The organism is Streptomyces sp. NPDC048612 (assembly GCF_043199295.1).
Taxonomy (GTDB): Bacteria; Actinomycetota; Actinomycetes; order Streptomycetales; family Streptomycetaceae; genus Streptomyces.
The window spans coordinates 118,531-142,246 of sequence record NZ_JBICVV010000011.1; the positions used below are offsets into that span (position 1 = coordinate 118,531).

Below are 23,716 nucleotides of genomic sequence, written 5' to 3' on the forward strand. Positions count from 1 at the left end.
CCGGTCGGACAGCGGCAGCGCCTACCGCTGCGGGTAGATGACGGCCTTCACCGCGGTCGCGTCGTGGGTGGCGACGGTCAGTGCGCTCTCGGCCTCGGCAAGACCGTAACCGTGCGAGACCAGCGAGTCGAGCCGGACGGCACCCGAGGCCACCAGCGCCGTCGCGGTGGGCCAGGTGTGGGCGTAGCGGAAGGTGCCGGTCAGTTCCAGCTCGTGGTTCTGCACCCGGCTCAGCGGGAGCGGGACCTCGTCACCGCCCATGCCGATGAGCACCACCCGGCCGGCCCGGCCCACCGTCCGGATCGCCTCGCCGCTCACGGCGGGGACGCCGGAGCACTCCAGGAGGACGGTGGGGGTGTACCCGGCGTCGCTCAGCGGGGTGGCCGAGACGTCCAGGGCGGTGGCGCCGGCGGCGCGGGCGAGTTCGAGGCGGTGCGGGAGGACGTCGGTGACCATGACCTCGCGTGCGCCGAAGGCCCGTGCCGTCTGGGCGGCCACCAGGCCGATGGGGCCCGCGCCGGTGATCAGGACGCGGTCGCCGGGGGCGACCCGGGCCTTGCGGCAGGCCCAGACGGCCACGGACAGCGGCTCCAGCAGTGCGGCCTCCTCGATGGTGAGGCTGTCGGGGACCTCGTGGGCGAAGTCCTGGTGCACGGCCAGGTATTCACAGAAGGCGCCGTCCACCGGAGGTGTGGCGAGGAAGCTCATGTCCGGGCACAGGTTGTAGCGGCCCGGCCGGCACTGGCCGCAGCTGCCGCACGGGGTGCCGGGCTCGATGGAGACGCGCCGGCCCATCCGGCGGGTGTCGGTGCCCGGACCGCAGGCGACGACCGTGCCGGCCGCCTCGTGCCCGAGGACCAGCGGCTCCCGTACGACGAAGTCGCCGATGCGTCCGTGCCGGTAGTAGTGCACATCCGAGCCGCAGGTCCCGACGGCCTCGACCCGGACCAGGACCTCTCCCGGGCCGGGTTCAGGGACGGGGCGTTCCGCGAGGCTCAGCTGCCCGGGTCCGTGCAGGACGGCGGCGCGCATGGTGGCGGGAATCCCGGATGTGGCGGTCATGACGGGCTCACGGCTCCCTCGGGGTGTGGCGATGTGGAGGGGGCGTCGCGCGATCCGGTTCTGGACCGGCGGGCTGCCGCGTCGCCCCTGGGTGACAGCACGGTATCGCGCATTTTCCTATCAGAGGAGTCTTGACTTCTCACAAAATGCGAGAAGACTTGCGCCGGCTCACCGTCCGCCCGGCGCACCGGTGCGCCCCTCCCCCACACCCCCTCGTCGAGACCCGCCCCCTTGGAGGGCCCATGAGCAGCCCCGCCCGCAGCCAGCCGGTACGGCCCCCGGACACCGGCGCCCCGCCCGCCGGCCGCCTCCGCTCCGGCGTCGCCCGCCTGGGTATACCCCCCGCCCTGACCTGGGGATTCGTCGGAATCCTGCTGTTCATGACGGGCGACGGGGTGGAGACCGGCTTCTTCTCCAAGTACCTGGCCGATCAGGGGCTCGCCAAGGCAGACGCGGCGGTGGTCATCGCCGTCTACGGGATCACCGTCGCCCTCGGCGCCTGGCTCTCCGGAGCCCTGTCGGACCTGTGGGGACCCCGGCGGGTGATGACCGCGGGCTTCGCCATCTGGCTCGTCTTCCAGGTACTGCTGCTGACGGTCGCGCTGCCGACCATGAACTATCCGCTGCTGCTGCTCATCTACGGGCTGCGCGGCTTCGGCTACCCCCTGTTCGCCTACGGGTTCCTGGTGTGGGTCACCGCGGCGACCCCGCCGCAGCGGCTGGGTACGGCGGTCGGCTGGTACTGGTTCGCCTTCACCGGCGGTCTGCCGACCCTCGGCTCCCTGGTCGCCAGCGCCACCATCCCGCTGGCCGGCTCCTACCGGACCCTGTGGCTCGCGCTCGGCCTGGTGATGCTCGGCGGTCTGCTCGCCCTGCTGCTGGTCCGCGAGCCCACCGGCCGTTCCGGGCTCGCCCCCGGCAGCGGGAACCCGCTGACGACCCTGGCGGGCAGCGTCTCCATCATGCGGCGCCGCCCGCGGGTGGCCATCGGCGCCGGGGTGCGCGTCATCAGCACCGGTTCCCAGTTCGGCTTCCTGGTCTGTCTGCCGTTCTTCTTCACCGAGACGGTCGGCTTCAGCACCTCGGCCTGGCTGCGGCTGCTCAGCGTCATGTTCGCCGCGAACATCTTCGCCAACCTGTTCTTCGGTGCCGTCGGCGACCGGCTCGGCTGGCAGCGCACCATGACCTGGTTCGGCGCCGTGGCCTGCGCGGTGACCTGTCTGGGGCTGTACTACGTACCGGTCGTGGCCGGTCCGCACTTCGCCGCCTGCGCGGTCGCCGCCGCCCTCTACGGCATCGCCCTCGCCGGCTACGTACCGATCTCGGCGCTGATCCCCGCGCTGGCCCCGCGCCACAAGGGCCAGGCCATGTCCGCCCTCAACCTGGGGGCCGGTGCGAGCACCTTCGCCGGACCGGCCGTCGTCGCCGTCGCCCTGGGGCCGCTCGGGGTGCAGGGCATCGCCTGGATCTTCGCCCTGCTGCATCTCGCCACCGCGGTCGCGATCCGCTTCCTCGAACCCGACCCGGAGTTCATCGCACCTCCCCCCGACTCTCCCGTCCCGGCCGCCGACGGCGCGGAGCTCCCCGCGGGCCGTCACTGACCTCCCTGCGGTTTCCCGCTGCGCTCGCCGCCGGCCGGGCACGGACCTGCCGGTGGCGGACCCGCGGGGGGCGAGCGGCGAGCGCAGCGGGTCCGGTCAGTCCACGGGGTCGTGCGGGCACAACGGACGCGCCGGTGGCACGTCGTGCGGGCCCGCAGGGCGCAGCGGCCGGAAGTAGTGGGTGAGCGCCCAGCCACCGATGCGACTGCCGGCGCGGCATCCGACGAGGTCCGCGGTGCGGAAGTGAATCCCGCCCCAGACACGGGCGTTGACCATGTCCTCGTTGAACCGCTCTGCCTCGTCATAGTGGCGTGTGGTGCCGGTGATCTCGGAGGGCACGTTGAGGTCGAGGTGGGTGGTGCCGAGGATGCCGGTCAGGGTCCGGGTCACGGCGCCGGCGACCGTGGTGTGGCCACTGAGGTAGTCGGGGTGCGGTGGCGTGACGAGCAGGGGCTGCCACTGCGGGTCGGCGTCGGTCGCGGGGTTGCCGTCGGTACCGGCCAGCTGGACGGCGGTGAGCGGGCGCCAGAATCCGTAGTGGAGTTTGGCGTCCCATGCGGTGACGACGGCGTCGGTGGCCGCCGCGTTCGCCGCGGCGAACAGCCGTGCCGTGTCGGCGATGTCCAGATGGTGGCGGGCGGTGTGGTCCCGGAACGCCGCCTGGAACTGCACCGCCAGATTGCCGCCGAAGAACAGCGCGGTCTCGGTCTGTTGCGCGGTGCGGCCCGAACCGGTCCTCGCCCCCATCGCCTTCACCTCGTTCACGTCCCGTGCGTAGCGGGCCGAGGAGAGCGCGGGCGGCCCGCCGGGACGGAACTGGTCCGGGGAGGTGAGCAGCAGCGGGCGCAGTACGGCGAGCCAGGGGTCGATGAAGGGCTGGTGGGCCGGCGGGGTGGGCCGCCAGACCCCGGGCGCGGGCGCGGCGGTGAACTCCACCGGTGCGAACCGTCCGTCGTTTTCGCGCAGCGCGATGAGGTGGTCGGCAGCGCGCTTCCCGAAGGCCACGCCCTGCCGCTTCGCCGGGCCGTCGGGGATCTTCGCGAGCGAACCGGCGTACGCGGCGTCGAGCGAGGTCTGCGAGGCCGGGAAGTAGGTGCGCAGTACGCGGTGTGCGGCGGCCACCGCCGCGGCCTCGGGCGAGGCGGTGGCGGGCCCGTGCGCCCGCCACTTGTACGGGGCGTAGGTGCGCCGGATGCCGACCACGGCGTTGTAGACGGCGGCCGAGACGAACCCGTGCCAGATGACCACCTGTCCGGAGGGCCGGGTGGGGCCGAGCTGGGCGCTGATGGTGTCGGTGGCGATGACGTTCCAGTCGCGGACCGCCTCGGGGTCGGCGGCCGGCGGCCGGTGGTGGCCGGCGGCCGCGGCGCCTGCCACGGCCGTGAGGGTGAGGAGGAGCAGCGCGGTGACCGCGCCGATGACTGCTCGTCTGACCGAACGAGAAGTATCCATGACCGGCTTAACAGCCGAGCGGGTGAGGGGTCACGCCGCCGCACGGCCGGGTGTGCGTACGCCGGCGTGTCAAGGGGACAGTCGGCGCGGACCCGGGGCCGTTCAGGGCGCATCGCCGGGTGCGGTGCGCCCATGGGCCGGGCGTCCCGGGGCGCTCAGCCCGACGCCTGTGCGGCGGCGCGTTCGCGGGCGGCCGCGGCGCGTGCCGGGTCGCCGAGCTGTTCCTCCAGCCGCGCCTTCGCCGACCAGTTGTACGGGCAGACCGGGCGCAGGTGGATGCGTTCGCTGAGCAGCGTCCGGGCGAGTTCGGTGCGGCCGGCGCGGAGGGCGGCCTCGACCAGGGTCCGCTGGATCGCGTCCCGCTGGGCGTGGCTGCCGCCGAAGTGGTGCAGCCGGTGGCGGACCGGCAGCAGCAGATCGGCGGCCGCGCCGTGGTCCTGCCGTCCGTAGGCGATCAGGGCGCGGCAGACGGGCAGTCCGATGTCGGCCGTCATGGCGCGGTTCGATCCGCCGGGCTCCGTCGCCACCCAGCGTTCCCGGTCCCGGACGAGGCGCTGCGCCTGGGCGACGCGCCCCGCTCCCACATAGGCCATGACCGCGTGCGCGTCGTTGAAGGCGTAGTAGGGGCCGTCCCGGCGGCTCTCCCAGGCGTCGGCGAGCCGGGCCCACCGTGCGCTCTGGTCGTCCCCGGCCAGGTGGAGCCGCCACAACAGGGCGGCGGCGTCGAGCAGTTCCATCGCCACACCGGCCGACCCGTCGTGGTGGAGCGCGGCGTCATAGATCTCCAGTACCCGGGCGGTGTCGCCGGTCTCCAGTGTGAAGAGGGCGTAATGCCACCAGTTGTGGACGGTGAGCAGGCTGCCCTCGGACCAGTCGTCGGTGCGGGCGTCGAGGAAGCGGATGCCGTCGGTGAAGCGCCCGCGCATCTCGTAGGTGTGCACCACGCCGTGGATTCCCCACACATCGCGCGGATGCCGTGCCAGGGCGTCCAGGCCGACCTCCTCGGCACGTTCGTAATGGCCCGACTCCTCCAGGCCGAACGCGTACATGCCGAGCAGCGGTCCGCGATGGGGGTCGTCCTCCTCCCAGGCGTCCAGGGCGCCGCCGACGCGGTCGCGCAGGCGCACGGCGTCCCCGGTGAGGAAGTCGTGCTGATGTCCGGCGAAGAGGGCCAGTGCGTCGCGCGGGAAGGCGAGGGTGAGGTCTGCGAGGGTCCGGCCGGCCGTGTGCAGATCACCGTCCAGCCATGCCGTCGCGGCCGTGAGATGCATACGTTCCCGGGGCGTCAGCCTCGCCGTGTCCAGACCGGAGCGGAAGCGGGTCAGGCCCTCGCGCGCCTCGGCCGCGTCCCGCTCCTCGGTCCCCAGTACGCCCAGATACGCGGTCAGCGTCTGCCCCATCACCGACCGCGGTGCGGCGGCCCGAACCTCCTGGGCGGCCTTGGCGACCCGCGGCCGGAAGAACAGCAGGTCATCCAGCGCCTGTTCGTAGGCGGCCAGGGCCTCGGTGCCGGTGTCACTCATCAGATGTCCGTGGCGGTCCGCTGTCATGGTGGCTCCTGCGGGCTGAGTGCGGTACGGGTGTGCGCAACTGACGGTGAGTCATCACCTGGTTCCCATCCTTACCCGTTCCACGGCCCAGGCCACGGCGGAAACATCGGGTTCATCTGGGACGACGCCGCGGGAAACACGTGCTGCCTAATGTCCCCGCCAACGCCGTCGCGCGGGACCCGGCCGCCCCTGCTCCGGGTGGGGTACGGCACCGCGTTCCCCTTGCAGCCCCCAGGAGGTCCGGTATGAGTGTCGAGCAACAACTGACCGCCCCCGACAGCGGCCGGCGGCCCCCGCCCGGCGAGGCGCCCGCCGGGTCGCCCGCGCCCGCCGCGAGCGCGGTCAGCGAGACCCTGGAGGACTACACCCTCCGGTTCGCCCCACGCAGTTACCGCCGGTGGACCCCGATGGTCGTGGCGACGACGGCGCTCGGCGGCATCGCCTACCTGGCCGACTTCTCCATCGGTGCCGGCATCGGCCTCACCCACGGCACCGGCAACGCGCTGGCCGCGATCGCCGTCGCCGCCGTGGTCATCTTCGTCACCGGCTTCCCCCTCGCCTACTACGCGGCGCGCTACAACATCGACCTCGACCTGATCACCAGGGGCTCCGGCTTCGGCTACTACGGTTCGGTGCTGACGAGCGTCATCTTCGCCAGCTTCACCTTCATCTTCTTCGCCCTCGAAGGCTCGATCATGGCGCAGGGCCTGAAGCTGGGCTTCGGGCTGCCGCTGTGGCTGGGGTACGCGGTCTCGACGCTGATGGTGATCCCGCTGGTCATCTACGGGATGAAGGCACTGAGCAAGCTCCAGGTCTGGACGACCCCGGTCTGGCTGCTGCTGATGGTGGGCCCGCTGGTGTACCTGGTGGCCACCGAGCCCGGGACGGTACAGACCTTCCTTTCGTACCCGGGCTCGCAGGGCGGCGGTGGCGTCAACGCGGCCTCGGTGCTGCTGGGCGCGGGGGTGTGTCTGTCGCTGATCGCGCAGATCGGTGAGCAGGTCGACTATCTGCGCTTCATGCCGCCCAGGACCGACCGGAACAGGCGCGCGTGGTGGACGGCGGTCGTGCTGGCCGGCCCCGGGTGGGTGGTGCTGGGCGCCCTCAAGCAGGCCGTCGGGGTCTTCCTGGCCGTCTACATCCTCGCCGAGGTGGGCCCGGCCGCGGCCACCGAACCCATTCAGCAGTTCACCGGGGCGTTCGCCGCGATGATGCCGTCCTGGCTGGTCGTCCCGCTGGCAGTGATCCTGGTCGTGATCAGCCAGATCAAGATCAATGTCACCAACGCCTACTCCGGTTCGCTGGCGTGGACGAACTCGTTCACCCGGGTCACCAAGCGCTACCCCGGCCGGATGGTGTTCGTCCTCGCCAACCTGGGCTTCTCGCTGGCCCTGATGGAGGCGGACATGTTCCGCGTCCTCAACAACATCCTCGGGTTCTACGCGAACTGCGCCATCGCCTGGATCGTCACCGTCGCCACCGACATCATCGTCAACAAGTACCTCCTCAAACTCTCCCCGCACGCCCCCGAGTTCCGCCGCGGCATGCTCCACGCGGTCAACCCGGTGGGGGTGGTGGCCTTCGTCGCCGCGTCCGGACTGTCGATCGCGATGTACTTCGATGCCCTGGGTGACACGCTCCAGCCGTACTCCCCGGTCGCGGCGGCGGTGATCGCCTTCGTCGTCACCCCGCTGATGGCGCTCCTGACCAAGGGCAGGTTCTCTCTACGGCGCACCTCCGACGGGATCGAGGCGCCACTGCTGGACCCGGACGGCAACCCCAGCGCGGCCACGTTCCCCTGCCATGTGTGCCGGCAGGACTTCGAGCGCCCGGACCTCGCCGCCTGCCACAGCCATGACGCGATGGTCTGCTCCCTGTGCCTGAGCACCGACCGGACCGGTGTCCATCTGCTGCCGGCGGAACCGGCCTGACGCGGCGCCAGCCCGCGCCACCGGGCGGGCGTCAACACGGGCGGCCATATCACCTAAAGGTCTGTTCTTCAGGCCCGGTGTCTCTGGACCGGGAGCCGGTGGGGAACGAAAGGGCCTGTACGGGCGGCTCACAGCCGTGGCGCACCGCGGTCGTCGGGACCGCGACGCCAAGAGCCGCCTTTCCTCCACCAGTTAGGAGACCGTCCGATGTCTCACCGGATCAAGAGTGCTCTGGTAACTGCGGGTGCCTGCGCCGTCGTTCTCGGCGGGGCGGGCATCGCCGGCGCCGACAGCGGCGCCGGGGGCGCGGCTCTCGACTCACCGGGGGTGCTGTCCGGCAACAACATCCAGATCCCCGTCCAGATCCCGGTCCAGCTCTGCGGCAACACCATCAGCATCATCGGGGCGTTCAACCCCGCCTTCGGCACCCCCTGCTGGACCGACTGACACCGGTCGGCCGCCGGCCGTTCAGGAGAGCCACCCTTCCCGGCCGGTGCCGGCCGAAGTGGCCCCCGGAGGTCTCCGGGGGCCACTCCCATGGGACGGCACGGAGCAGGACAAGCACGGCGCGGGGCACAACGGGGAGGGAACGGAACGGTGGGCAAGCACGCCGGTCAGGCACCCGGTGCGGTGTACTGGAGCTGCCGCAGCAGCGTCGCGTTGTCGGGAGTCCGCCGGACCCTCTCCAGCAGGGACTGCATGGTGGCCGGTCCGTCGCCGGCCTGGAGGGCGCGGCGCAGCCGGCGCGTCGCCGTCAACTCGGCGGGCGGAAGCATCAGCTCCTCCCGGCGGGTGCCGGAGCCGGCGGCATCGACCGCCGGATAGACCCGCCTGCCGGCCAGCACCCGGTCCAGACGCAGCTCCATGTTGCCGGTGCTCTTCAGCTCCTCGAAGAAGTAGTCGTCGGCGCGGGAGCCGGTCTCGACCAGGGCGGTGGCGAGGATGGTCAGCGAACCGCCTTCCTCGGCGAGCCGCGCCGCGCCGAAGAGGCGCTTGGGGCCGTGCAGCGCGGCGGCGTCGACGCCGCCGCTCAGGGTGCGGCCACCGGACGCGGCAGCGTTGTTGTGGGCCCGGCACAGCCGGGTGAGGGAGTCGAGCAGGATGACCACGTCCTGTCCCTGCTCGACGAGCCGTTTGGCGCGGGCCACGGCCAGTTCGGCGAGGGCGATGTGTTCCCTGGCCGGACGGTCGAAGGTGGAGGCGAGCACCTCACCGCGTACGGAGCGGCGCATGTCGGTGACCTCCTCCGGCCGTTCGTCGATCAGCACGACCATCAGCCGGCATTCGGGGTGGTTCCCGGCGACGGCGGCCGCGAGCTGTTGCAGCAGCACTGTCTTCCCCGTCTTCGGCGGAGCCACGATCAGCCCGCGCTGCCCCTTGCCGACCGGTGCGAGCAGGTCGACGATGCGCGGGGCCGGGCCGCCGGTGGCGCTCTCCAGGCGGAGGCGGTGGCGGGGGTGCAGTGGTGTGAGGTCACGGAAGTGCGGCCGACCGCGCACGGCACTCGGCCGGTGCCCGTTGACCGTTTCGATCCGGGCGAGCGACCGCGGCCGGTCGCAGGTACCCACGACCAGGTCGCCGGTGCGCAGGCCGGCCGAGCGGATCAGCGCGGCGGGCACCCGGACATCGCGGGGTGAGGCGAGACAGCCCTCCACACGGAGAAAACCGGAGTCCTGCCGCTCGTTCACGAGATCCAGGACCCCGGTGGCCGTGATGACGGGGGCTGCCGAGGTCGCGGCAGCGGGCCGTTCGGCGGTGCGGGCCGTCCTTGGAGTGGAGCCGGTGGTGGGGGTGCTGAGGTGGGTGCTACTGGTCACGGGGGTCCTCTCGGGACGTTGGTACAGGCCGATGGGATGGGAGGGAACCGGCAAATGGGGCGGTGGGATCACGCCCCGCGGGCGGGCCGGAAAGCCCGCGGCCGGAGAGAGAAACTGCGGCAGCGCCGGACTGCGGGTGCCGATAAGCGGTGCTGGTTCGCCGGCCGGAAGCGGCGGGCGCGACAGCGGGACAAGCGATCCGCGAAGCAGTGCGCAGCGGAGAAAGAGCGGCACGGGCGCCGAAAATGCGGCGAACACTCGTACGTCTCTCCAGCACGGTACCACCACCGGGCACGGGCGGTGCGGTGAAGTGGGGACCGGATCTATGCTGAGGACGATGTTCGCACCCCAGGGACCCACCGTTCGTGAACTCGCCGTCCAGGCGCTGTCCTCCGTCGAGCGCGGCTATGACCTGCTCGCCCCGAAGTTCGACCACACGCCCTTCCGGACCCCGGAACGGGTACTGACGCCGGTGTCACGAGCGCTGCGGGAGCTGGGCCCGTTCGGCAGCGGTCTCGATCTGTGCTGCGGAACGGGCGCCGGCATGGACGCGCTGCGGCAGGTCTGCCGGGAGCGGGTCACCGGGGTCGACATCAGCGCGGGGATGCTCTCCGCGGGCCGGACCCGGGAGCGGGTGACCGCGGCCGCACCGCGGGTCGAGTGGGTGCGCGCGGACGCACGGGCGCTCCCCTTCGGGCCGGTCTTCGACCTCGCGGTGAGCTTCGGCGCGTTCGGGCACTTCCTGCCCCGGGAGCGGCCGGGGCTGTTCGCCCAGGTCCACTCCGTGCTGCGCCCCGGCGGCCGGTTCGTCTTCCCGATCGGTGCGCCCGCCCGGCCGGGGTCGGCCGGCTACTGGACGCTGCTGGCCTTCGACGCGGTGATGCGGGTGCGCAACGCGCTGTGGCGGCCGGAGTTCGTCATGTACTACCGCACGTTCCCGCTCGCCGAGGTGCGCGCCGAGCTGACACGCACCGGCTTCGACGTACGGCTCCAGGCACTCCCGGAGCTGGGTCACCGCCCCGACGGCAGCCCGCGGTGCCGGCTGGTGGTGGCCACCCGGTCCTCGTGACCGCGGGCACCGTACGGGCGGACCGCCGGGTCCGGTGCGTACGGGCGGGCGGCCCGTAGGCACCGCAGCAGGCGGCCTCCTCCGGGATCGGAACCGCCCGGCGTCGTCACCAGCGGACCGCGGTGAAGTCGACGGGCTGCGGCCGAAGTGCGCGGGTGCGGACGGTCAGCTCTTTCAGGCGGCGGGTCATCTCCTCAGCCGGGAGCCGCTTGCGGTCGCCGTGGCCGGGCAGCACCCACTCGAAGCGCAGCAGGTCGGCCGTCCGGGCCAGGGAGGCGGCCAGTTCGGTGATCGAGTACCAGGTGACACTGGCGGCCACCTCCAGATCGGCGGTGGCCCGCGACCAGTAGAAGCTGTCGCCGCTGAAGCAGTACTTCCCGTCGGCGAGGAAGAGCACGCTGCCGCGGGTGTGTCCGGGCAGCGGATACGCCGTGACCCCGGCGCCGATCGCGACCGGGTCGGTGCCGCGGAGGACGAGGTCCGCGTCCGGGGCGGCATCGAGGTCGCCCTCGTGGATACACAGCCGGGCGCCGAACCGGTCGGCGTAGCGGCGGCCGTGTGCGGCATGGTCCCGGTGGGTGAGCAGGACGTCGGTGACGGGGCCCAACGCCTCGTAGCGGGCGGCCAGTTCGTCGCTCCAGCGGGGCGTGTCGATCATCATCGTGCTGCCGTCGGGCCGGCGCAGCAGGTAGGCATTCGCCGCGGCCGTCCGGCGGGAGTTGTGGCCGCAGAGATGAACGGTGTCGTCGAGGGCGAGGGGGAAGGGGTCGAGGTCGGGGGTGAGGCGGTCAACGGGGTGGCGGATGGAGCGGGTGTGGCAGGAGAAGGCGGCCGCGTACAGCTGCTGTCGTTCCGCGTCGTTCTGCGGCTGCCGGATCACCTCCGCCCGCCCGTCCCGCTCCTGGATGACCTCGGGGGCCAGCTGTCGGGCCACGTCGCAGTTGGTGCAGCGCGCATCGACGTACCAGCCCTCGTCGGCCCTCGCCTCGGGCGCCAAGTCCTTGCTCATGACGGGTCCGTCCTTCCGGTTCGTGGGGGGGGTTCTGACGAACGGTCAGTGCGCGCGCTGACCGTTCAGAAGTACCCCGCCGTGCGCCAGAAGCGGAAGAGGGGGCAGACCTTGTGGTTTGCTGCGGGAACGTCTCTTCCGGCGAGGAAACGGACACCCAGGACGGGGGCGTTTTCCACCGATATGACCTACTGTCCAGGGCCCCACGGGGCGCGGGCGGGGGACCTTTCCGTCCGCCGCCCGCTCCCCCGCCCCGGGGAGGCGCACACGGGTCAGGCGGCACTCTGGCACGCGGCACTCAGCCGGCGGAGGGTCGTACGCATGCCGGCGCGGTTCACCTCGGCGCGCCGGGCGGCCGGGGTGCCGGTGAAGAGCAGGCCGAGGAGCTCGGCGAGCCGGCGGCGCCACCCGCGGCGGCGGTGGTCGGCCCAGTACTCCGTGACCAGAGTGCCGCGCTCCGTCGGTTCCAGCCGGTAGCCCCAGCGTGCGATGGGCAGACCGAAGGTGATGTTGTCGAAGGCGAACTCCCGGCCGGGGTCGGCGGTGACGATCCGGCAGGTGCCGAACCAGATCCAGCAGGCCTTCCGGTTGACGCCCACGAAGCGGTCACCGCGGGACCACACCCGGACGACCTCCGGGCTCCACTCCTTCATCCGCCGTACGTCGGCGAGGGCCGCGTAGACGTCCTGCGGCGGGACCGGGATCTCCAGGGATTCCTCCACGCTCCATATGCGGCCGGTCATCACTTCCTCCCCTGGGCCGTCGCCCCGTGTGTCGTGCGGGCCGTGATGACCGCGGCGGCATCGCGCACCTGTCCGGCGAGACCGGCCGTATCGGCGAGGCCGGTGATATGTCCGCACCTCGGCCGGAGGGCGAGGCGGCCGTCGCGGCAGGCGTGGAGGAAGCGGCGTTCATCGCGGCGGAAGTGGTCGCGTTCGCCGTTCAGCAGCCAGACCGGGCCCGGATACGCGGAGAGCGACGCCAGCGGGTCCATCGCCCGTACGGCGTCGACGACCCCCGGTACGACCTCGGAGCTGAGCCCGCCCGCGACCATGGCGTCCGCCTGGCGACGGGGCAGCGCGCGGCGGAACGCGAAGGCGCTCAGCCGGTTGACCCCCTCGGGGTGCCTGGCCGTCAGCCGCGCCAGGCCACGGTAGACGGCGCCGAACGACCCGTGGGGCAACGCCGTGCAGCCCATGGCCACCAGACCGAGGGCACGGTCCGGATGGGCGGCGGCGGTGGCGAGGGCGACGTAGCCGCCCAGGGACAGCCCCACGAGCAGTGCACGGCCGCCGAGTTGGTCCATGGCGTCGGTGACCGCCTCCACGGCGCCGGACATGCTGAACGGCTCTCCCCGCCGTACGCCGTGGCCGGGCAGGTCGGGCGCCGCCGTGGGGTGGCGGTCGCCGAGGGCTTGGATCACGGGGTGCCACATCGTGCCGCTCACGCGGGTGCCGTGCACGAAGACGATGGGCAGCCCGGCTTCATTGGGCTCCATGACCGGCACGCTACCTCAAACGCAACGCAACGTTGCGTTGTTTTCTACTGCTAGCCTCTTCTCATGAGCGAGGAGCGGCACGGAACACGGCGCAGCGGCGGCCCACGGAAGGCGCAGGAGATCTTCGATGCCACGCTGGACCTGCTGGCGGAGAAGGGGTACGAGGGGCTGACCATCGAGGGGGTCGCCCAGCGGTCCGGCGTCAACAAGACCACGATCTACCGCTGGTGGCCCTCCAAAGGAGCGCTCCTGGGCGCCGCACTCATCGGCGCGCGGCAACTCGATTTCACCCCGCCCGACACCGGCACCCTCGCCGGGGACCTGACGGCCCTCCTGCGGACGATGGTGTCGCTCCTGACCGAGCAGCCGGCCTCCGACATCGCCGTCTCCGTCCTGGGCGCCATCACCCAGAGCGCCGAACTCGCTCTCCCCATCCGGGAGTTCTTCGCCGACCGGATGGCACTGGAACAGCCCGTCTTCGATCGCGCCGTCGCCCGCGGGGAACTCCCGACGGACACCGACACCATGCTGCTGATCGACCTGCTGGCCGGGGCCGCCTGGGTCCGCTGCGTCCTGCGCGGGCTCCCCCTGGAGCAGGACTTCGTGTCGCGCGCCGTCGGCACCGTCCTCGAAGGGGCGCGGAGTCAGAGCTGACGCCGCCTCCGTTTTCAACCCCCATAAAGAGTCTGTTTCACCATCAACTACAACTTTGCCAATTCTTGGTGTAGTTGAAACAGATTTCACACCAGTCTCAAACGTAACAGCGACGAAGGTCACACTCGGACTCGTCGCTTCCACCAGGCTGGGCGAGAGGTAACACAGCACGATGACAAGAAGCAGACTCATCCGCCACGGAAGCCGGCTGCTGGCGCTGTCCACGGCGGCACTGGGGCTGGTCGCGACCATGACCATGCCGGCCGCCGCGGAGGACCAGCCCACCCGGGAGCAGCTGATAGCCGACTGCGGCTCGGGAGAGGGGAAGTGCAGCTTCAACGAGCCGAAGCTCGGCAAGGCGTACCTCGGGGACTTCCGCCAGGTCTCCAACTCCCTCTACAACTGCTCCACTTCGGACGCCACCCAGTCCATGGGCTGGTCGGACACCGTGGGCTCGACCGACTCGGCAGGCGTCTCCGTCACGGCCGGTGGAAACATCGCCGGTCTGATCGACCTGAGCGTCACGGCGACCTACAGCCACACCTGGTCGTCCTCGCACACCGAGAACAGCTCGCTGAACATGACGGTGAAGCCGGGCGAGGTGGGCTGGATCTCCCGTGCGCAGGTGATGCAGACCGTCTCCGGCACCTGGCAGACGCACTACGACGACCCGAAGTGGGGCCACTACTTCTGGTTCGTGCCGGACACCGTCACCGGGCCCGCGCCCAACGGGACGGACGGGCGGAGCAACGCGGTGACCGTCAAGACCCGCAAGATGACGACCGCGGAGAAGAACTCCTGCTCGGCCGAGTCCAAGAAGGGCCAGTCGTTCGTGGTCAAGCACTGACCACGGCGACACCGCGCAGCTGAACGGGGGCGCGGTCCCGCGCTGTTGGTGCGGACCGCATGATCACAGCCGCCGACCCCGTGCCTCTCGGCTCCCAGGGAACCGGGAGGCACACTCGGAGCACCTGGCCGGCGTCCGGGTACGGCGCCCGCGCGTAGGCTCCGTCCGTGCACTCCCCACGCTTCCGCGCCGTCGGCGCCCTCCTCCTGATCGCGGCGCTCGGCACGGCATGCTCCGCCGGACCTCCCCCGCACTCCGCCGGGTCCGCCACCTCGGCGCCCGCCGCTCCCACCGCGGTACGGCCACCGGACGCGAACGCCGCCTTCGACTATCAGCTCGGCGGGGCGTATCCGCCGCCCGGCGAGGTCCGGGCCGTCTCCCGGGACCGCACGGCCCGGCCGGCCCCCGGCCGCTACAACATCTGCTACGTGAACGCCTTCCAGGCACAGCCCGACGACGCCGGCTCCTGGGAGGACGACCACCCCGGCCTGCTGTTGCGGGACGGGCACGGCGACCCGGTCATCGACGAGGACTGGAACGAGCCGCTGTTCGACATCTCCACCGGCGCCAAGCGCGCGGCCCTGATGGAGATCGTCGGCCCGTGGATCGACGGCTGCGCCAAGGCCGGCTACGACGCCGTGGAACCCGACAACCTCGACTCCTACGAGCGCTCCGGCGGCCGGCTCACCGCCCGGCACGCCGCCGCCTTCGCCCAACTCCTGGCCGACCGCGCCCACCGGCGGCAGCTGGCCATCGCCCAGAAGAACACCGCCGATCTGCTGCCGCAGCGCCGCCGTATCGGCTTCGACTTCGCCGTGGTCGAGGAGTGCGCCCGCTACCGGGAATGCACCGGCTTCGCCATGGCCTACGCCCACCGGATCTTCGTCATCGAATACGCGCGGCGGGACTTCACGGCCGCCTGCCGCGCCTGGGGCGCGAAGCTCTCCCTCACCCTGAGCGACCGCGAGGTCCGTCCGGCCGGCACCAAGGGCGCGTTGCGCCGCCGTTGCTGACGGCGGCCGGTCCGACGGCGGCCACCGCGGTCAGTTGTACTCGGTCGGATCGTCGCGGGCCGGTTCGGCCCGGCGCAGGTCGGTGTCGGAGAGCGGTTCGAGTGCGCCGTGGGTGTCCAGCCAGTACAGGAAGGCCACGGCCGGGCAGACGAGCACCACGGCCACGAGGCTGACCAGAGCGGTCCAGCGCAGGCTGGCGGGGTCGCCGGCGCCCGCGGCCACGGTCAGGGACGTAGGGATGAGGTAGGGGCGCTGGGCGGCGCCCCAGGCGAGGACCGCCGCCGCGACCACGCCGACGGCGGTGACCCGGGACCAGACACCGGACCCGCGCAGCAGCAGCCACCCGGTGGCGAGGGAACAGACTCCGGCCAGGATGACCAGACCGAGGCCGACGCCGTGGGTGAGCCCGTGCCAGACGTGCGGGGCATCGCTCCGGGTGACGGTCAGCATGATGCCCGCCAGTACGGCGAGGACGACGATGCTGCCGAGCGCCCGCCGCCGGAAGTAGCCGACGAGGTCGGGAGCGCCGAAGCGCACGGCGTCGCCGGCCAGGAACACGGCGCCGAGGAAGGCCGTCGCCACGATGGCGATCAGTCCGAAGAGGACGGAGGTCGGGTTGGACCAGGCGTGCGCCGAGGCCTCCGTTCCCGGGACCGCCCGGCCCGAGGCGACCCCGCCGACGGCGGCACCGAGAAAGAACGGGGTGAGCAGCGAGGAGATGGCGAAGACCGCGCCGTAGAGGCGCCGCCCGGCGATCCGGCTGAGGGGTTTGCGCAGCGCGAAGCCGGCGCCGCGCAGGACCAGGCCGATGGCGGCCAGGGCCAGCGGCAGCCACATGGCGGAGAACACCGTCTGGAACAGGGTCGGAAAGCCGGTCCACATGATGACGAGCACGAAGACCAGCCAGACGTTGTTGACCTCCCACACGGGGGCCATGGCGTGGTCGATCAGCCACCGGGGACGCGCGCCGCGCGCCGCGCCACCGGCCGTCAGGTCCCAGAACCCGGCCCCGTAGTCGGTGCCGCCGGCGCAGGCGTAGGCGGCCACGGCGAGCAGCAGCACCACGGCGATCACATCGGCGATCATGACCGGCCGTCCTCGGCCGGTCCGGGCCCGGCGGCGTCGGCGGGTGGCGGGTCACCGGCCGGTACCCGCGCGCGGGGCCCGTACGGGGCGTCGGCCTCCGGTTCCCCGGTCCCCTCCCCCGCCGCCCGGCGTGCGTCGTCGAGCCGCCAGCCCGTACGCATCTTCAGCAGCACGGCGAGCAGCGAGCCGAAGATGAACACATACACCACGATGACCAGGCCCAGCATGATCCAGAGACTGGTGGACCGGGTCGCCGTCACCGCCTCGGCGACCCGCATGTGCCGGTAGACGATCCAGGGCTGGCGCCCCACTTCGGCGGTGATCCACCCGCATTCGACGGCGATGACGGAGGCGACGCCCGCGCAGGCCGCGGCGCGGAAGAACCATGGGGAGGCGGGCAGCCGGTGCCTCCGCACCCGGCACCAGCCGTACCAGAGGGCGAGGAGGATCAGCAGGGAGCCGATCACCACCATGAGGTCGAAGGCCCAGTGGGCGATGGTGGCCTGGGTGGCCGTCGGCCGGTCGGCTGCCGGGACGGAGGTCAGTCCGGTCACCTTGGTCCCGGGGGTGAACCCGGCCAGGATGGAGTCGAATTGGGGGATCTTGATGCCGCCGGTGATGGTGCCGTCCGGGTGCAGTCGCCCGAAGATGTACTCGGGTACATGGGTGTCGGTCCGCCAGACGATCTCCGTCGCGGCGAACTTCACCGGCTGCTTGTGGAAGACCGACCGGGCGATCGAGTCCCCCAGCAGGAACTGCACCGGGGTGAAGACCGCGGCGAGGGTGAAGGGAACGGTGAACCCCAGCCGGTGGTAGCGGTCGCGGCGGCCGCGCAGCCAGCCGACGGCGTAGACACCGGCGACGGTGTAGCCCGCGGTGATCAGCATCGCCACGACGAAGTGCCAGTACTGCGGCCCGAACATCGGCGTGAAGATCGCCGACCAGACGTGCACGTCCCGGGGTGTGCCGTCGGCGTCGAGGGTGAAGCCCTGGGGCGTGTTCATCCAGGAGTTGGCCGCCAGGATGCCGAATGCGCCGAGCAGCGCGGCGGCCGGCAGGGGCAGGCCGAGCAGGAAGTGGGTGCGGGGCTTCAGCCTCTTCCAGCCGTAGAGGTAGATGGCGATGAGCACCGCTTCGAGGAAGAAGGCCCAGGCCTCCACCCCGAACCCGATGCCGAAGACGCTGCCCCACTTGCCCATCAGGCCCGGCCAGAGCAGTCCGAACTCGAAGGACAGCACGGTGCCGGTGACCACGCCGACCGCGAACTGCACCGCCATCACCGCCGACCAGCGCCGCGCGAGGAGCAGCGCGACGGGGTCGTTGCGGCGGAGACCGCGGTGGTGCATCACCAGTGTGATCAGCGGGAGCGCCACTCCGAGCGGCACCAGGATGATGTGCGAGGCCAGGGTGAAGGCCATCAGCTCCCTGGCCGGGAGGAGTTGGGCCGGGGCGTCAGCCAGCAGGGTGACCGTGGTGTGCATGGCTACGTGCCTTCGCTGCTCGGGACGTTCAGGAGAGCGCCGGCCTCGGCGTCCACGCTTGCCTGCCTCCTCGGTGCACGGCCCCGGCCCTGCGGGGCACCGCGCCGGTCGCGCGGCTCGTCACCCAACCACCGGGGGACGCGGGGCGGCACGCACCGTGCGCCCGGGTTGAGCCGTTGCGCCGACGTTCTTCGCCCGGTCAGCCCAGCCGGCGGCCCGGCGCGCCTCACGAGCGGTCCGGCGTCCCCGGCGTCGGCCGGACCGCGGGACCCGGACAGCGCGGGAGGGGCCCGGCAGCCCCACACCACCGAACCCCTCCGCCGGGAGACCCGCCGGTCTCCCTCGCGCCACTGAGCTCTTCGTCCCCCTATGCCGTCTCGTGGCCGGCGTTGCCGTTGATCTTCTCGATCGCCTGCCGGGCCTGTTCCTGCGGGGAACGGGCGGGCAGCGGCGACACCGTCGTGGACGCCACGGCGGGCTGGGCCCGCTCCTGCGGCATGGTCTTGGCATGGGCAGCGGCCGGCCGGATGCGCAGCCGGTGGCTGGCCGCCTCGTCCAGGGTCACCGGGCGTTTGAACCGGGCAGCCAGCCGCGCGGCGTCCTGCCCGAGGGCGGCGACGTCCTCCCACTGCAGACGCACCACCAGTGAGACCTCGGCGTCTCCGTCCGGCATTGCCTGCAGCTGCGGGATACCCGGGTCAGTCATGCTGCCTCCTCACTTCGTGGACCGGTGCCCAGGGGCACGGATATGGAGAGATACGCAGCCACGGCCGCTGCCGTTCACCTCCCCTCGGCGGAAAACGAGGCCGGTGGGGGTCGCCGGGCGGCCCGGCCGGCGGAGGCGCGGATTCCGTAAGGCACGATGGTGGGTGGAACGGTGAGCGGGTGGTGCCAGTGATGAGTCTGCAGCGGCTTCTCAGCTCCGTCGGACCGGCCGTGCTGTCGGGGGTGTGCGCCCCCGGAGGCACCGCGGTGCCGGTGGGAGATGTGGTGATCGCCGAGCCGGACGGTGGCTTCGATCTGCGGCCGGGCGATGTCGTCCTCGGCGTGAACCTCACGGACCGTGCGCAGGCCCTGCGGCTGTTGGCGTGGTGCGCCGAGCGGTCGGCCGGCGCGCTGCTGCTCAAGGCTCCGGCCGCGGTCGAGGAATCGGTGGTCGCGGCCGCGAGCGCCGCGGGACTTCCGCTGGTGCAGGTCGAGCAGCAGGCGGGCTGGGCGCAGGTGGTGTCGCTGCTGCGGGCGGTGCTCGACAGCGAGGGGTACGCGGACCCCGGCAGCGGGACGGCCGGTGCGGAAGCGGGTGATCTCTTCGGGCTGGCCGACGCGATCGCCGCCGTGATCGACGCCCCGGTCACCATCGAGGACCGCAGCTCCCGTGTCCTCGCCTACTCCGCACGGCAGGAGCGCGGTGACGAGGCGCGGGTCGCCACGATCATGGGGCGGCACGTTCCCGACGAGGTCAACGCCCAGTTCCGCCGGTACGGCGTGTTTCACAAGATCGCCCAGGACACCGGCCCGATCTATGTCCCCGCGGTGGTGGAGGGAACGAAGCCGCGGCTGGTGGTGCCGGTGCACGCCGGCGGGGACGTGCTCGGCTCGATCTGGGCCATCGTGCCGGGACCGGTGCCCGCCGAGCGGGCCGCGGCGTTCGCCGACACGGCCGCGACGGCGGCGCTGCATCTGCTGCGCCGGCGGGCCGGTGCCGATGTGGAGCGCCTGGTGCTGACCGACATGGTCGCCACGGTGCTGCACGGCCAGGAGGGCGCGGCGGACGCGGCGCGGCGCCTGGGGCTCGTGACCGGCCCCTGGCGGGTGGTCGCCGTGGGAGTGCGCTGCGCGGACGAGGGCGAGGCGGAGCGGCAGCGGCTGACTGTATGGGAGCGGATGTCCCGGTTCCGCGGCAGCCGGCTGCGGTCCCCCGCGGCGGTCGTGGGAGGCGTGGTCTACGGGATCGTCCCGGCGGAGACGGTCACCCCCGGCGGCGGCGAAGCACCCGGATGGCTGGAGACACTCCGTACCACCACCGGGAGCCCCGCCCCGCTCGTCGCGGTCGGCGGGCCCGCGGCGTCGGTCCCCGGGCTGGCCCGCTCACGTGCGCAGGCCGATGACACGCTCGATCTGCTGCGGACGGGGCTGATATCCCGCGACCGGGCCGTGCACGACGAGGTGTGGGCCACGGTCGTGCTGCGCCATCTCGCACGGTCCGCCGCGGCCGACCGGATCGCGGGCATCGGGCCGCTCCGGCAACTGGTGGACCACGACCGTGCGCACGGGACGACCTGCGTACCGACGCTGTACGCCTGGCTGCAGGAGCGCGGCGACCCACGGGCCGCCGCAGCCCGGCTGCACATCCACCCCAACACGCTCCGCCACCGGATGCGCCGACTCCAGGAGGTCGTGGCGCTGCCGCTGGACGACCCCGAGGTCCGCACCGCCCTGCTGCTCCAGCTCACCGCCCGCCACTACGGCACGGAGGGCGGCCCGGACGACGCGGTGCGTGCTTCCGGGTGAGGGATTCCGGGCCGCCGCCCGGTATTTCGGCCCACACCGGTATGTCGCTTCGACGGATCGTCCGCCCGGTATGCCGGGATTGACTCATGCCGCCCTCCCGTATGCCGCCTCCCGGCCCCTCCCCTCCCCGTTGTCCCGGCCCCACTGCCGGGCGGCCAGGGACGGTGCCGAGCGCACGATGACGGACCGTTCCCCCGCCGAAACCATGGGTCCACCCGCAGCCCACCGGGCAGCAACGGTTTCCCTGGAAGGACGGTGGCATGACATTCGGCATTCCCCGCGCGGCCGAGAGCGCAGCGGCCGGCCCCGGAGCGGCGGTGACCGCGGTCGTCGACCGGCACCCTCCGCAGAGGCCCGCCGGGCCGGCCCCGGTCACGGTCCCGGCGCCCTCCCCCGAACCGGACCACCCGGCCGGCGGACTGGCGGACGACCGACCCGCCCGCCCTCCACAGCCGGCCGGAACACCCCACGCACAGGCCCGAGTTGACCTGGCGGCGATCCGGTCCAACGTCAGCCGGCTGTGCGCGACGGCGGGGTCCGCCGAGGTGATGGCCGTGGTCAAGGCCGATGCCTACGGGCACGGCATGGTCCCCGTCGCCCGTGCGGCGCTCGCGGGCGGTGCCACCTGGCTCGGTGTCGCCGGGATGCGGGAGGCGCTGACCCTGCGCGCGGCCGGTCTCTCCGCGCGGCTGCTTGCCTGGCTGCTGACCCCCGGTGACGACTGGGCCGCCGCGGTGGCCGCCGGAGTCGAGCTGTCGGCCGGTGCGGAGTGGGCGGTGGGGGCGGCCGTCCGTGCGGCGCGGGCCGTGGACCGGCCCGCGCTGCTCCACCTCGAAGCGGAGACCGGACTCGGCCGCGGGGGCGCCGCCGCGGGAGACTGGCAGGCACTGGTGGACAGCGCGGCGGCCGCCGAGGCCGCCGGGTACGTCCGGGTGGTCGGCGTGTGGTCGCATCTGGCGCGGGCCGACGAGCGGGGACACCCGTCCTGCGCCCGGCAACTGGCGGAGTTCCGGGACGCGGCCGCGCTCGCCCGCCGGGCCGGGCTCACCCCCGATGTGCTGCATCTGTCCAACTCGGCCGCCACGCTGACGCTTCCGGAGGCCCGCTTCGACCTCGTACGGCCCGGGCTCGCCGTGTACGGACTGAGCCCGGTGCCGGACCTGGCCGGGCCCGCGGAGCTGGGGCTGCGGCCGGCGATGACCCTCACCGCCCGGCTCGCCTCCGTCAAGCGGGTCCCCGCCGGGCAGGGCGTCTCGTACGGCCACCGGTATCGCACCACCGATGAGACGACGCTCGGGCTGGTGCCGCTCGGCTATGCCGACGGCGTGCCCCGGCATGCGTCGCAGGCCGGGCCGGTCCTCCTCGGCGGGCGACGGCTCACGGTGGCCGGGACCGTGTGCATGGACCAGTTCGTCGTCGACCTGGGCGAGGCACCGGCCGCGCCCGGGGACGAGGTCGTGCTCTTCGGGCCCGGCGACCGCGGGGAGCCCGGCGCGGCGGACTGGGCGCGGTCCGCGCACACCATCTCGCACGAGATCGTCACCCGCATCGGCGCCCGTGTGCCCCGCATCTACGACGACACCGCCCCCGGCTGACACGCCCCGCCGTCCCACGCGCTCCGGATGGCCACCGCCCCCGACGAAAGGAGCCTCCACCATGTCGCACCGGCCTCCACCGCCCGCACCGCGGCCCGCCCACCGCGCGGAAACCGGCCCCGCCTGCTCCGGGCCCGAGCTCCACCGGGGTCTGCAGTCCCGCCACATCCAGATGATCGCCATCGGCGGCACGATCGGTGTCGGGCTGTTCCTCGGTTCCGCCGGAGCGCTCCACGACGCCGGTCCGGGCCTGCTGTTCAGCTACGCGCTCGCCGGCGTGGTCATCTTCTTCGTGATGCGCGCCCTGGGTGAACTCCTGGTCCACCGGCCCGTGTCGGGTTCGTTCGCCACGTACGCGGAGGAGTTCATCGGGCACTGGGCCGGGTTCGCGACCGGCTGGAGCTACTGGCTGATGTGGGTCGTCACCGGTACCGCCGAGCTGACCGCTGCCGGGATCTACGTCCGCTTCTGGTGGCCGGAGGTGCCCCAGTGGCTGCCCGGGCTCATCGCCCTGGCGATCCTCGGCGTGGCCAATCTGGCGGCGGTCCGGCTGTTCGGGGAGTTCGAGTTCTGGTTCGCCCTGATCAAGGTGCTGACCATTGTCGGCCTGCTGGTCGTGGCGGCCGCCATTTTGGTCTTCGGCTTCGGCCCCCTGGGGGACACCGCGTCGCTGAGCAACATCTGGACGCACGGCGGCCTCTTCCCGCACGGCATGGCCGGGCCGTTGCTCGCCCTCCAGGTGGTGGTGTTCGCGTTCGTCGGGGTCGAACTGCTCGGGGTGACCGTCGGCGAGAGCAAGGACCCCGAGAAGACCCTGCCCACCGCCGTGCGCCGGGTGATCTGGCGGATCGGCCTGTTCTACCTGGGCGCCCTCACCGCGGTCATGGCCCTGGTGCCGTGGAACCAACTCGATCCGGAGGTCAGCCCGTTCGTGCTGGTCTTCGCCAAGGTCGGCATCCCGGCGGCGGCCGGGGTGGTGAACCTGGTCGTGCTCACCGCGGCCCTGTCCTCCTGCAACAGCGGGGTGTTCTCCACCGGCCGCATGCTGCACACCCTGGCCCGGGACCGGCACGCGCCGGCCGCTTTCGGGAGGGTCAGCCGCCAGGGTGTCCCGGCCGCGGGCATCCTCGCGTCCATGGCCGTCATGCTGCTGGGGGTGGCCGCGAACTACTTCGTTCCGGAGCAGGCCTTCGCGTATGTCACCAGTGTGGCGACCATCGCCGCGGTCTTCACCTGGGGCATCATCACCTGGTCCCATCTGCGCTACCGGGCCGCGGTCCGCGCCGGCCGCCTCCGGCCGGTGTCCTTCCGCATGCCGCTGTCCCCGGTGTCGAACTACGTCGTCTTCGCCTTCCTCGCCCTGGTGCTCGTCCTGCTCGCCTTCGGCGCCGAGACCAGAATCGCGCTGTACGTGGCCCCGGTCTGGGCGGCGATCCTGGTGACCGGCTACCTCGGCACCCGGCGCCGCCGGGCCGAGCCGTCGGGCAGCAGATAGCCGGTCGGCAAAAAATGGCGGTGCGCCACAGGCTGGCTGCCTGGG

The 23,716-nt window shown here is 72.4% G+C and carries 20 protein-coding genes; 10 read left to right on the forward strand and 10 right to left on the reverse strand.

Features of this window, described 5'->3' with window-relative positions; all coding sequences use genetic code 11:
- Positions 1–21: 21 nt before the first annotated feature.
- Positions 22–1,062: an NAD(P)-dependent alcohol dehydrogenase gene (locus ACGFN2_RS18890; RefSeq protein WP_393361742.1), complete on the reverse strand. Its 1,041-nt coding sequence runs from the start codon at positions 1,060–1,062 to the stop codon at positions 22–24.
- Positions 1,063–1,304: 242 nt separating this feature from the next.
- Between ACGFN2_RS18890 and ACGFN2_RS18895 the strand changes: the two genes are divergently transcribed.
- Positions 1,305–2,663 carry an MFS transporter gene (locus tag ACGFN2_RS18895; RefSeq protein ID WP_393361745.1) on the forward strand — a complete coding sequence of 453 codons (1,359 nt, stop codon included), beginning with the start codon at positions 1,305–1,307 and terminating at the stop codon, positions 2,661–2,663.
- A 96-nt stretch (positions 2,664–2,759) separates the two neighbouring features.
- Here the strand turns inward: ACGFN2_RS18895 and ACGFN2_RS18900 are convergent, their stop codons facing one another.
- Positions 2,760–4,115: a vanadium-dependent haloperoxidase gene (locus tag ACGFN2_RS18900; RefSeq protein ID WP_393361748.1), complete on the reverse strand. Its 1,356-nt coding sequence runs from the start codon at positions 4,113–4,115 to the stop codon at positions 2,760–2,762.
- A gap of 155 nt (positions 4,116–4,270) precedes the next feature.
- A complete protein-coding gene (locus ACGFN2_RS18905; RefSeq protein ID WP_393361751.1) occupies positions 4,271–5,665 on the reverse strand; it encodes a tetratricopeptide repeat protein in 1,395 nt (464 codons plus the stop codon).
- 245 nt (positions 5,666–5,910) lie between these two features.
- On the opposite strand from ACGFN2_RS18905, the gene ACGFN2_RS18910 reads away from it, so the two are divergent.
- Both ACGFN2_RS18910 and ACGFN2_RS18915 read left to right on the forward strand, forming a co-directional pair.
- On the forward strand, positions 5,911–7,596 hold the full coding sequence (locus ACGFN2_RS18910) for a purine-cytosine permease family protein (RefSeq protein WP_393361754.1): 1,686 nt from the start codon (positions 5,911–5,913) through the stop codon (positions 7,594–7,596).
- 207 nt (positions 7,597–7,803) lie between these two features.
- Entirely contained in the window at positions 7,804–8,043 is a 240-nt protein-coding gene (locus ACGFN2_RS18915; protein WP_393361757.1) for a chaplin, read from the forward strand.
- Between the two features lie 167 nt (positions 8,044–8,210).
- Here ACGFN2_RS18915 and rho read toward each other — a convergent pair whose 3' ends face one another.
- Entirely contained in the window at positions 8,211–9,413 is a 1,203-nt protein-coding gene (gene rho, locus ACGFN2_RS18920) for a transcription termination factor Rho (protein WP_393361760.1), read from the reverse strand.
- Positions 9,414–9,750: 337 nt separating this feature from the next.
- Here rho and ACGFN2_RS18925 point away from each other — a divergent pair, with 337 nt between their 5' ends.
- Entirely contained in the window at positions 9,751–10,482 is a 732-nt protein-coding gene (locus tag ACGFN2_RS18925) for a class I SAM-dependent methyltransferase (RefSeq protein WP_393361763.1), read from the forward strand.
- 106 nt (positions 10,483–10,588) lie between these two features.
- Here the strand turns inward: ACGFN2_RS18925 and ACGFN2_RS18930 are convergent, their stop codons facing one another.
- From ACGFN2_RS18930 to ACGFN2_RS18940, 3 genes are all read right to left on the reverse strand, one after another.
- On the reverse strand, positions 10,589–11,491 hold the full coding sequence (locus tag ACGFN2_RS18930) for an MBL fold metallo-hydrolase (protein ID WP_393361766.1): 903 nt from the start codon (positions 11,489–11,491) through the stop codon (positions 10,589–10,591).
- Between the two features lie 272 nt (positions 11,492–11,763).
- Entirely contained in the window at positions 11,764–12,234 is a 471-nt protein-coding gene (locus tag ACGFN2_RS18935) for an SRPBCC family protein (protein WP_393361769.1), read from the reverse strand.
- Complete coding sequence (locus tag ACGFN2_RS18940) at positions 12,234–12,989, reverse strand: alpha/beta fold hydrolase (protein WP_393361772.1); 756 nt, start codon at positions 12,987–12,989, stop codon at positions 12,234–12,236. The genes ACGFN2_RS18935 and ACGFN2_RS18940 overlap by 1 nt, the downstream gene beginning before the upstream one ends.
- Before the next feature lie 63 nt (positions 12,990–13,052).
- On the opposite strand from ACGFN2_RS18940, the gene ACGFN2_RS18945 reads away from it, so the two are divergent.
- The 3 genes from ACGFN2_RS18945 to ACGFN2_RS18955 all read left to right on the forward strand — a co-directional run bounded on the left by ACGFN2_RS18945 (position 13,053) and on the right by ACGFN2_RS18955 (position 15,503).
- Positions 13,053–13,643 carry a TetR/AcrR family transcriptional regulator gene (locus tag ACGFN2_RS18945; protein ID WP_362614943.1) on the forward strand — a complete coding sequence of 197 codons (591 nt, stop codon included), beginning with the start codon at positions 13,053–13,055 and terminating at the stop codon, positions 13,641–13,643.
- A gap of 172 nt (positions 13,644–13,815) precedes the next feature.
- On the forward strand, positions 13,816–14,490 hold the full coding sequence (locus ACGFN2_RS18950) for a hypothetical protein (protein WP_393361775.1): 675 nt from the start codon (positions 13,816–13,818) through the stop codon (positions 14,488–14,490).
- Between the two features lie 167 nt (positions 14,491–14,657).
- The gene (locus tag ACGFN2_RS18955) at positions 14,658–15,503 is read left to right on the forward strand and encodes an endo alpha-1,4 polygalactosaminidase (protein WP_393361778.1); all 846 of its coding nucleotides are present in this window, start codon (positions 14,658–14,660) and stop codon (positions 15,501–15,503) included.
- A 30-nt stretch (positions 15,504–15,533) separates the two neighbouring features.
- Here the strand turns inward: ACGFN2_RS18955 and ACGFN2_RS18960 are convergent, their stop codons facing one another.
- From ACGFN2_RS18960 to ACGFN2_RS18970, 3 genes are all read right to left on the reverse strand, one after another.
- On the reverse strand, positions 15,534–16,589 hold the full coding sequence (locus ACGFN2_RS18960; protein WP_393361781.1) for a cytochrome d ubiquinol oxidase subunit II: 1,056 nt from the start codon (positions 16,587–16,589) through the stop codon (positions 15,534–15,536).
- Positions 16,586–18,070, reverse strand: a complete 1,485-nt coding sequence (locus tag ACGFN2_RS18965; RefSeq protein WP_393361784.1) for a cytochrome ubiquinol oxidase subunit I — start codon at positions 18,068–18,070, stop codon at positions 16,586–16,588. Before ACGFN2_RS18965 ends, ACGFN2_RS18960 begins: the two co-directional genes overlap by 4 nt.
- Before the next feature lie 367 nt (positions 18,071–18,437).
- Positions 18,438–18,776, reverse strand: a complete 339-nt coding sequence (locus ACGFN2_RS18970) for a hypothetical protein (protein WP_362615183.1) — start codon at positions 18,774–18,776, stop codon at positions 18,438–18,440.
- A 191-nt stretch (positions 18,777–18,967) separates the two neighbouring features.
- Between ACGFN2_RS18970 and ACGFN2_RS18975 the strand changes: the two genes are divergently transcribed.
- The 3 genes from ACGFN2_RS18975 to ACGFN2_RS18985 all read left to right on the forward strand — a co-directional run bounded on the left by ACGFN2_RS18975 (position 18,968) and on the right by ACGFN2_RS18985 (position 23,671).
- Positions 18,968–20,581, forward strand: a complete 1,614-nt coding sequence (locus ACGFN2_RS18975; protein ID WP_362615181.1) for a helix-turn-helix domain-containing protein — start codon at positions 18,968–18,970, stop codon at positions 20,579–20,581.
- A 260-nt stretch (positions 20,582–20,841) separates the two neighbouring features.
- Positions 20,842–22,176, forward strand: coding sequence for an alanine racemase (alr, locus tag ACGFN2_RS18980; protein ID WP_393361787.1), 1,335 nt, complete (start codon positions 20,842–20,844; stop codon positions 22,174–22,176).
- 61 nt (positions 22,177–22,237) lie between these two features.
- Positions 22,238–23,671, forward strand: coding sequence for an amino acid permease (locus tag ACGFN2_RS18985; RefSeq protein ID WP_393361790.1), 1,434 nt, complete (start codon positions 22,238–22,240; stop codon positions 23,669–23,671).
- Positions 23,672–23,716 lie beyond the last annotated feature (45 nt).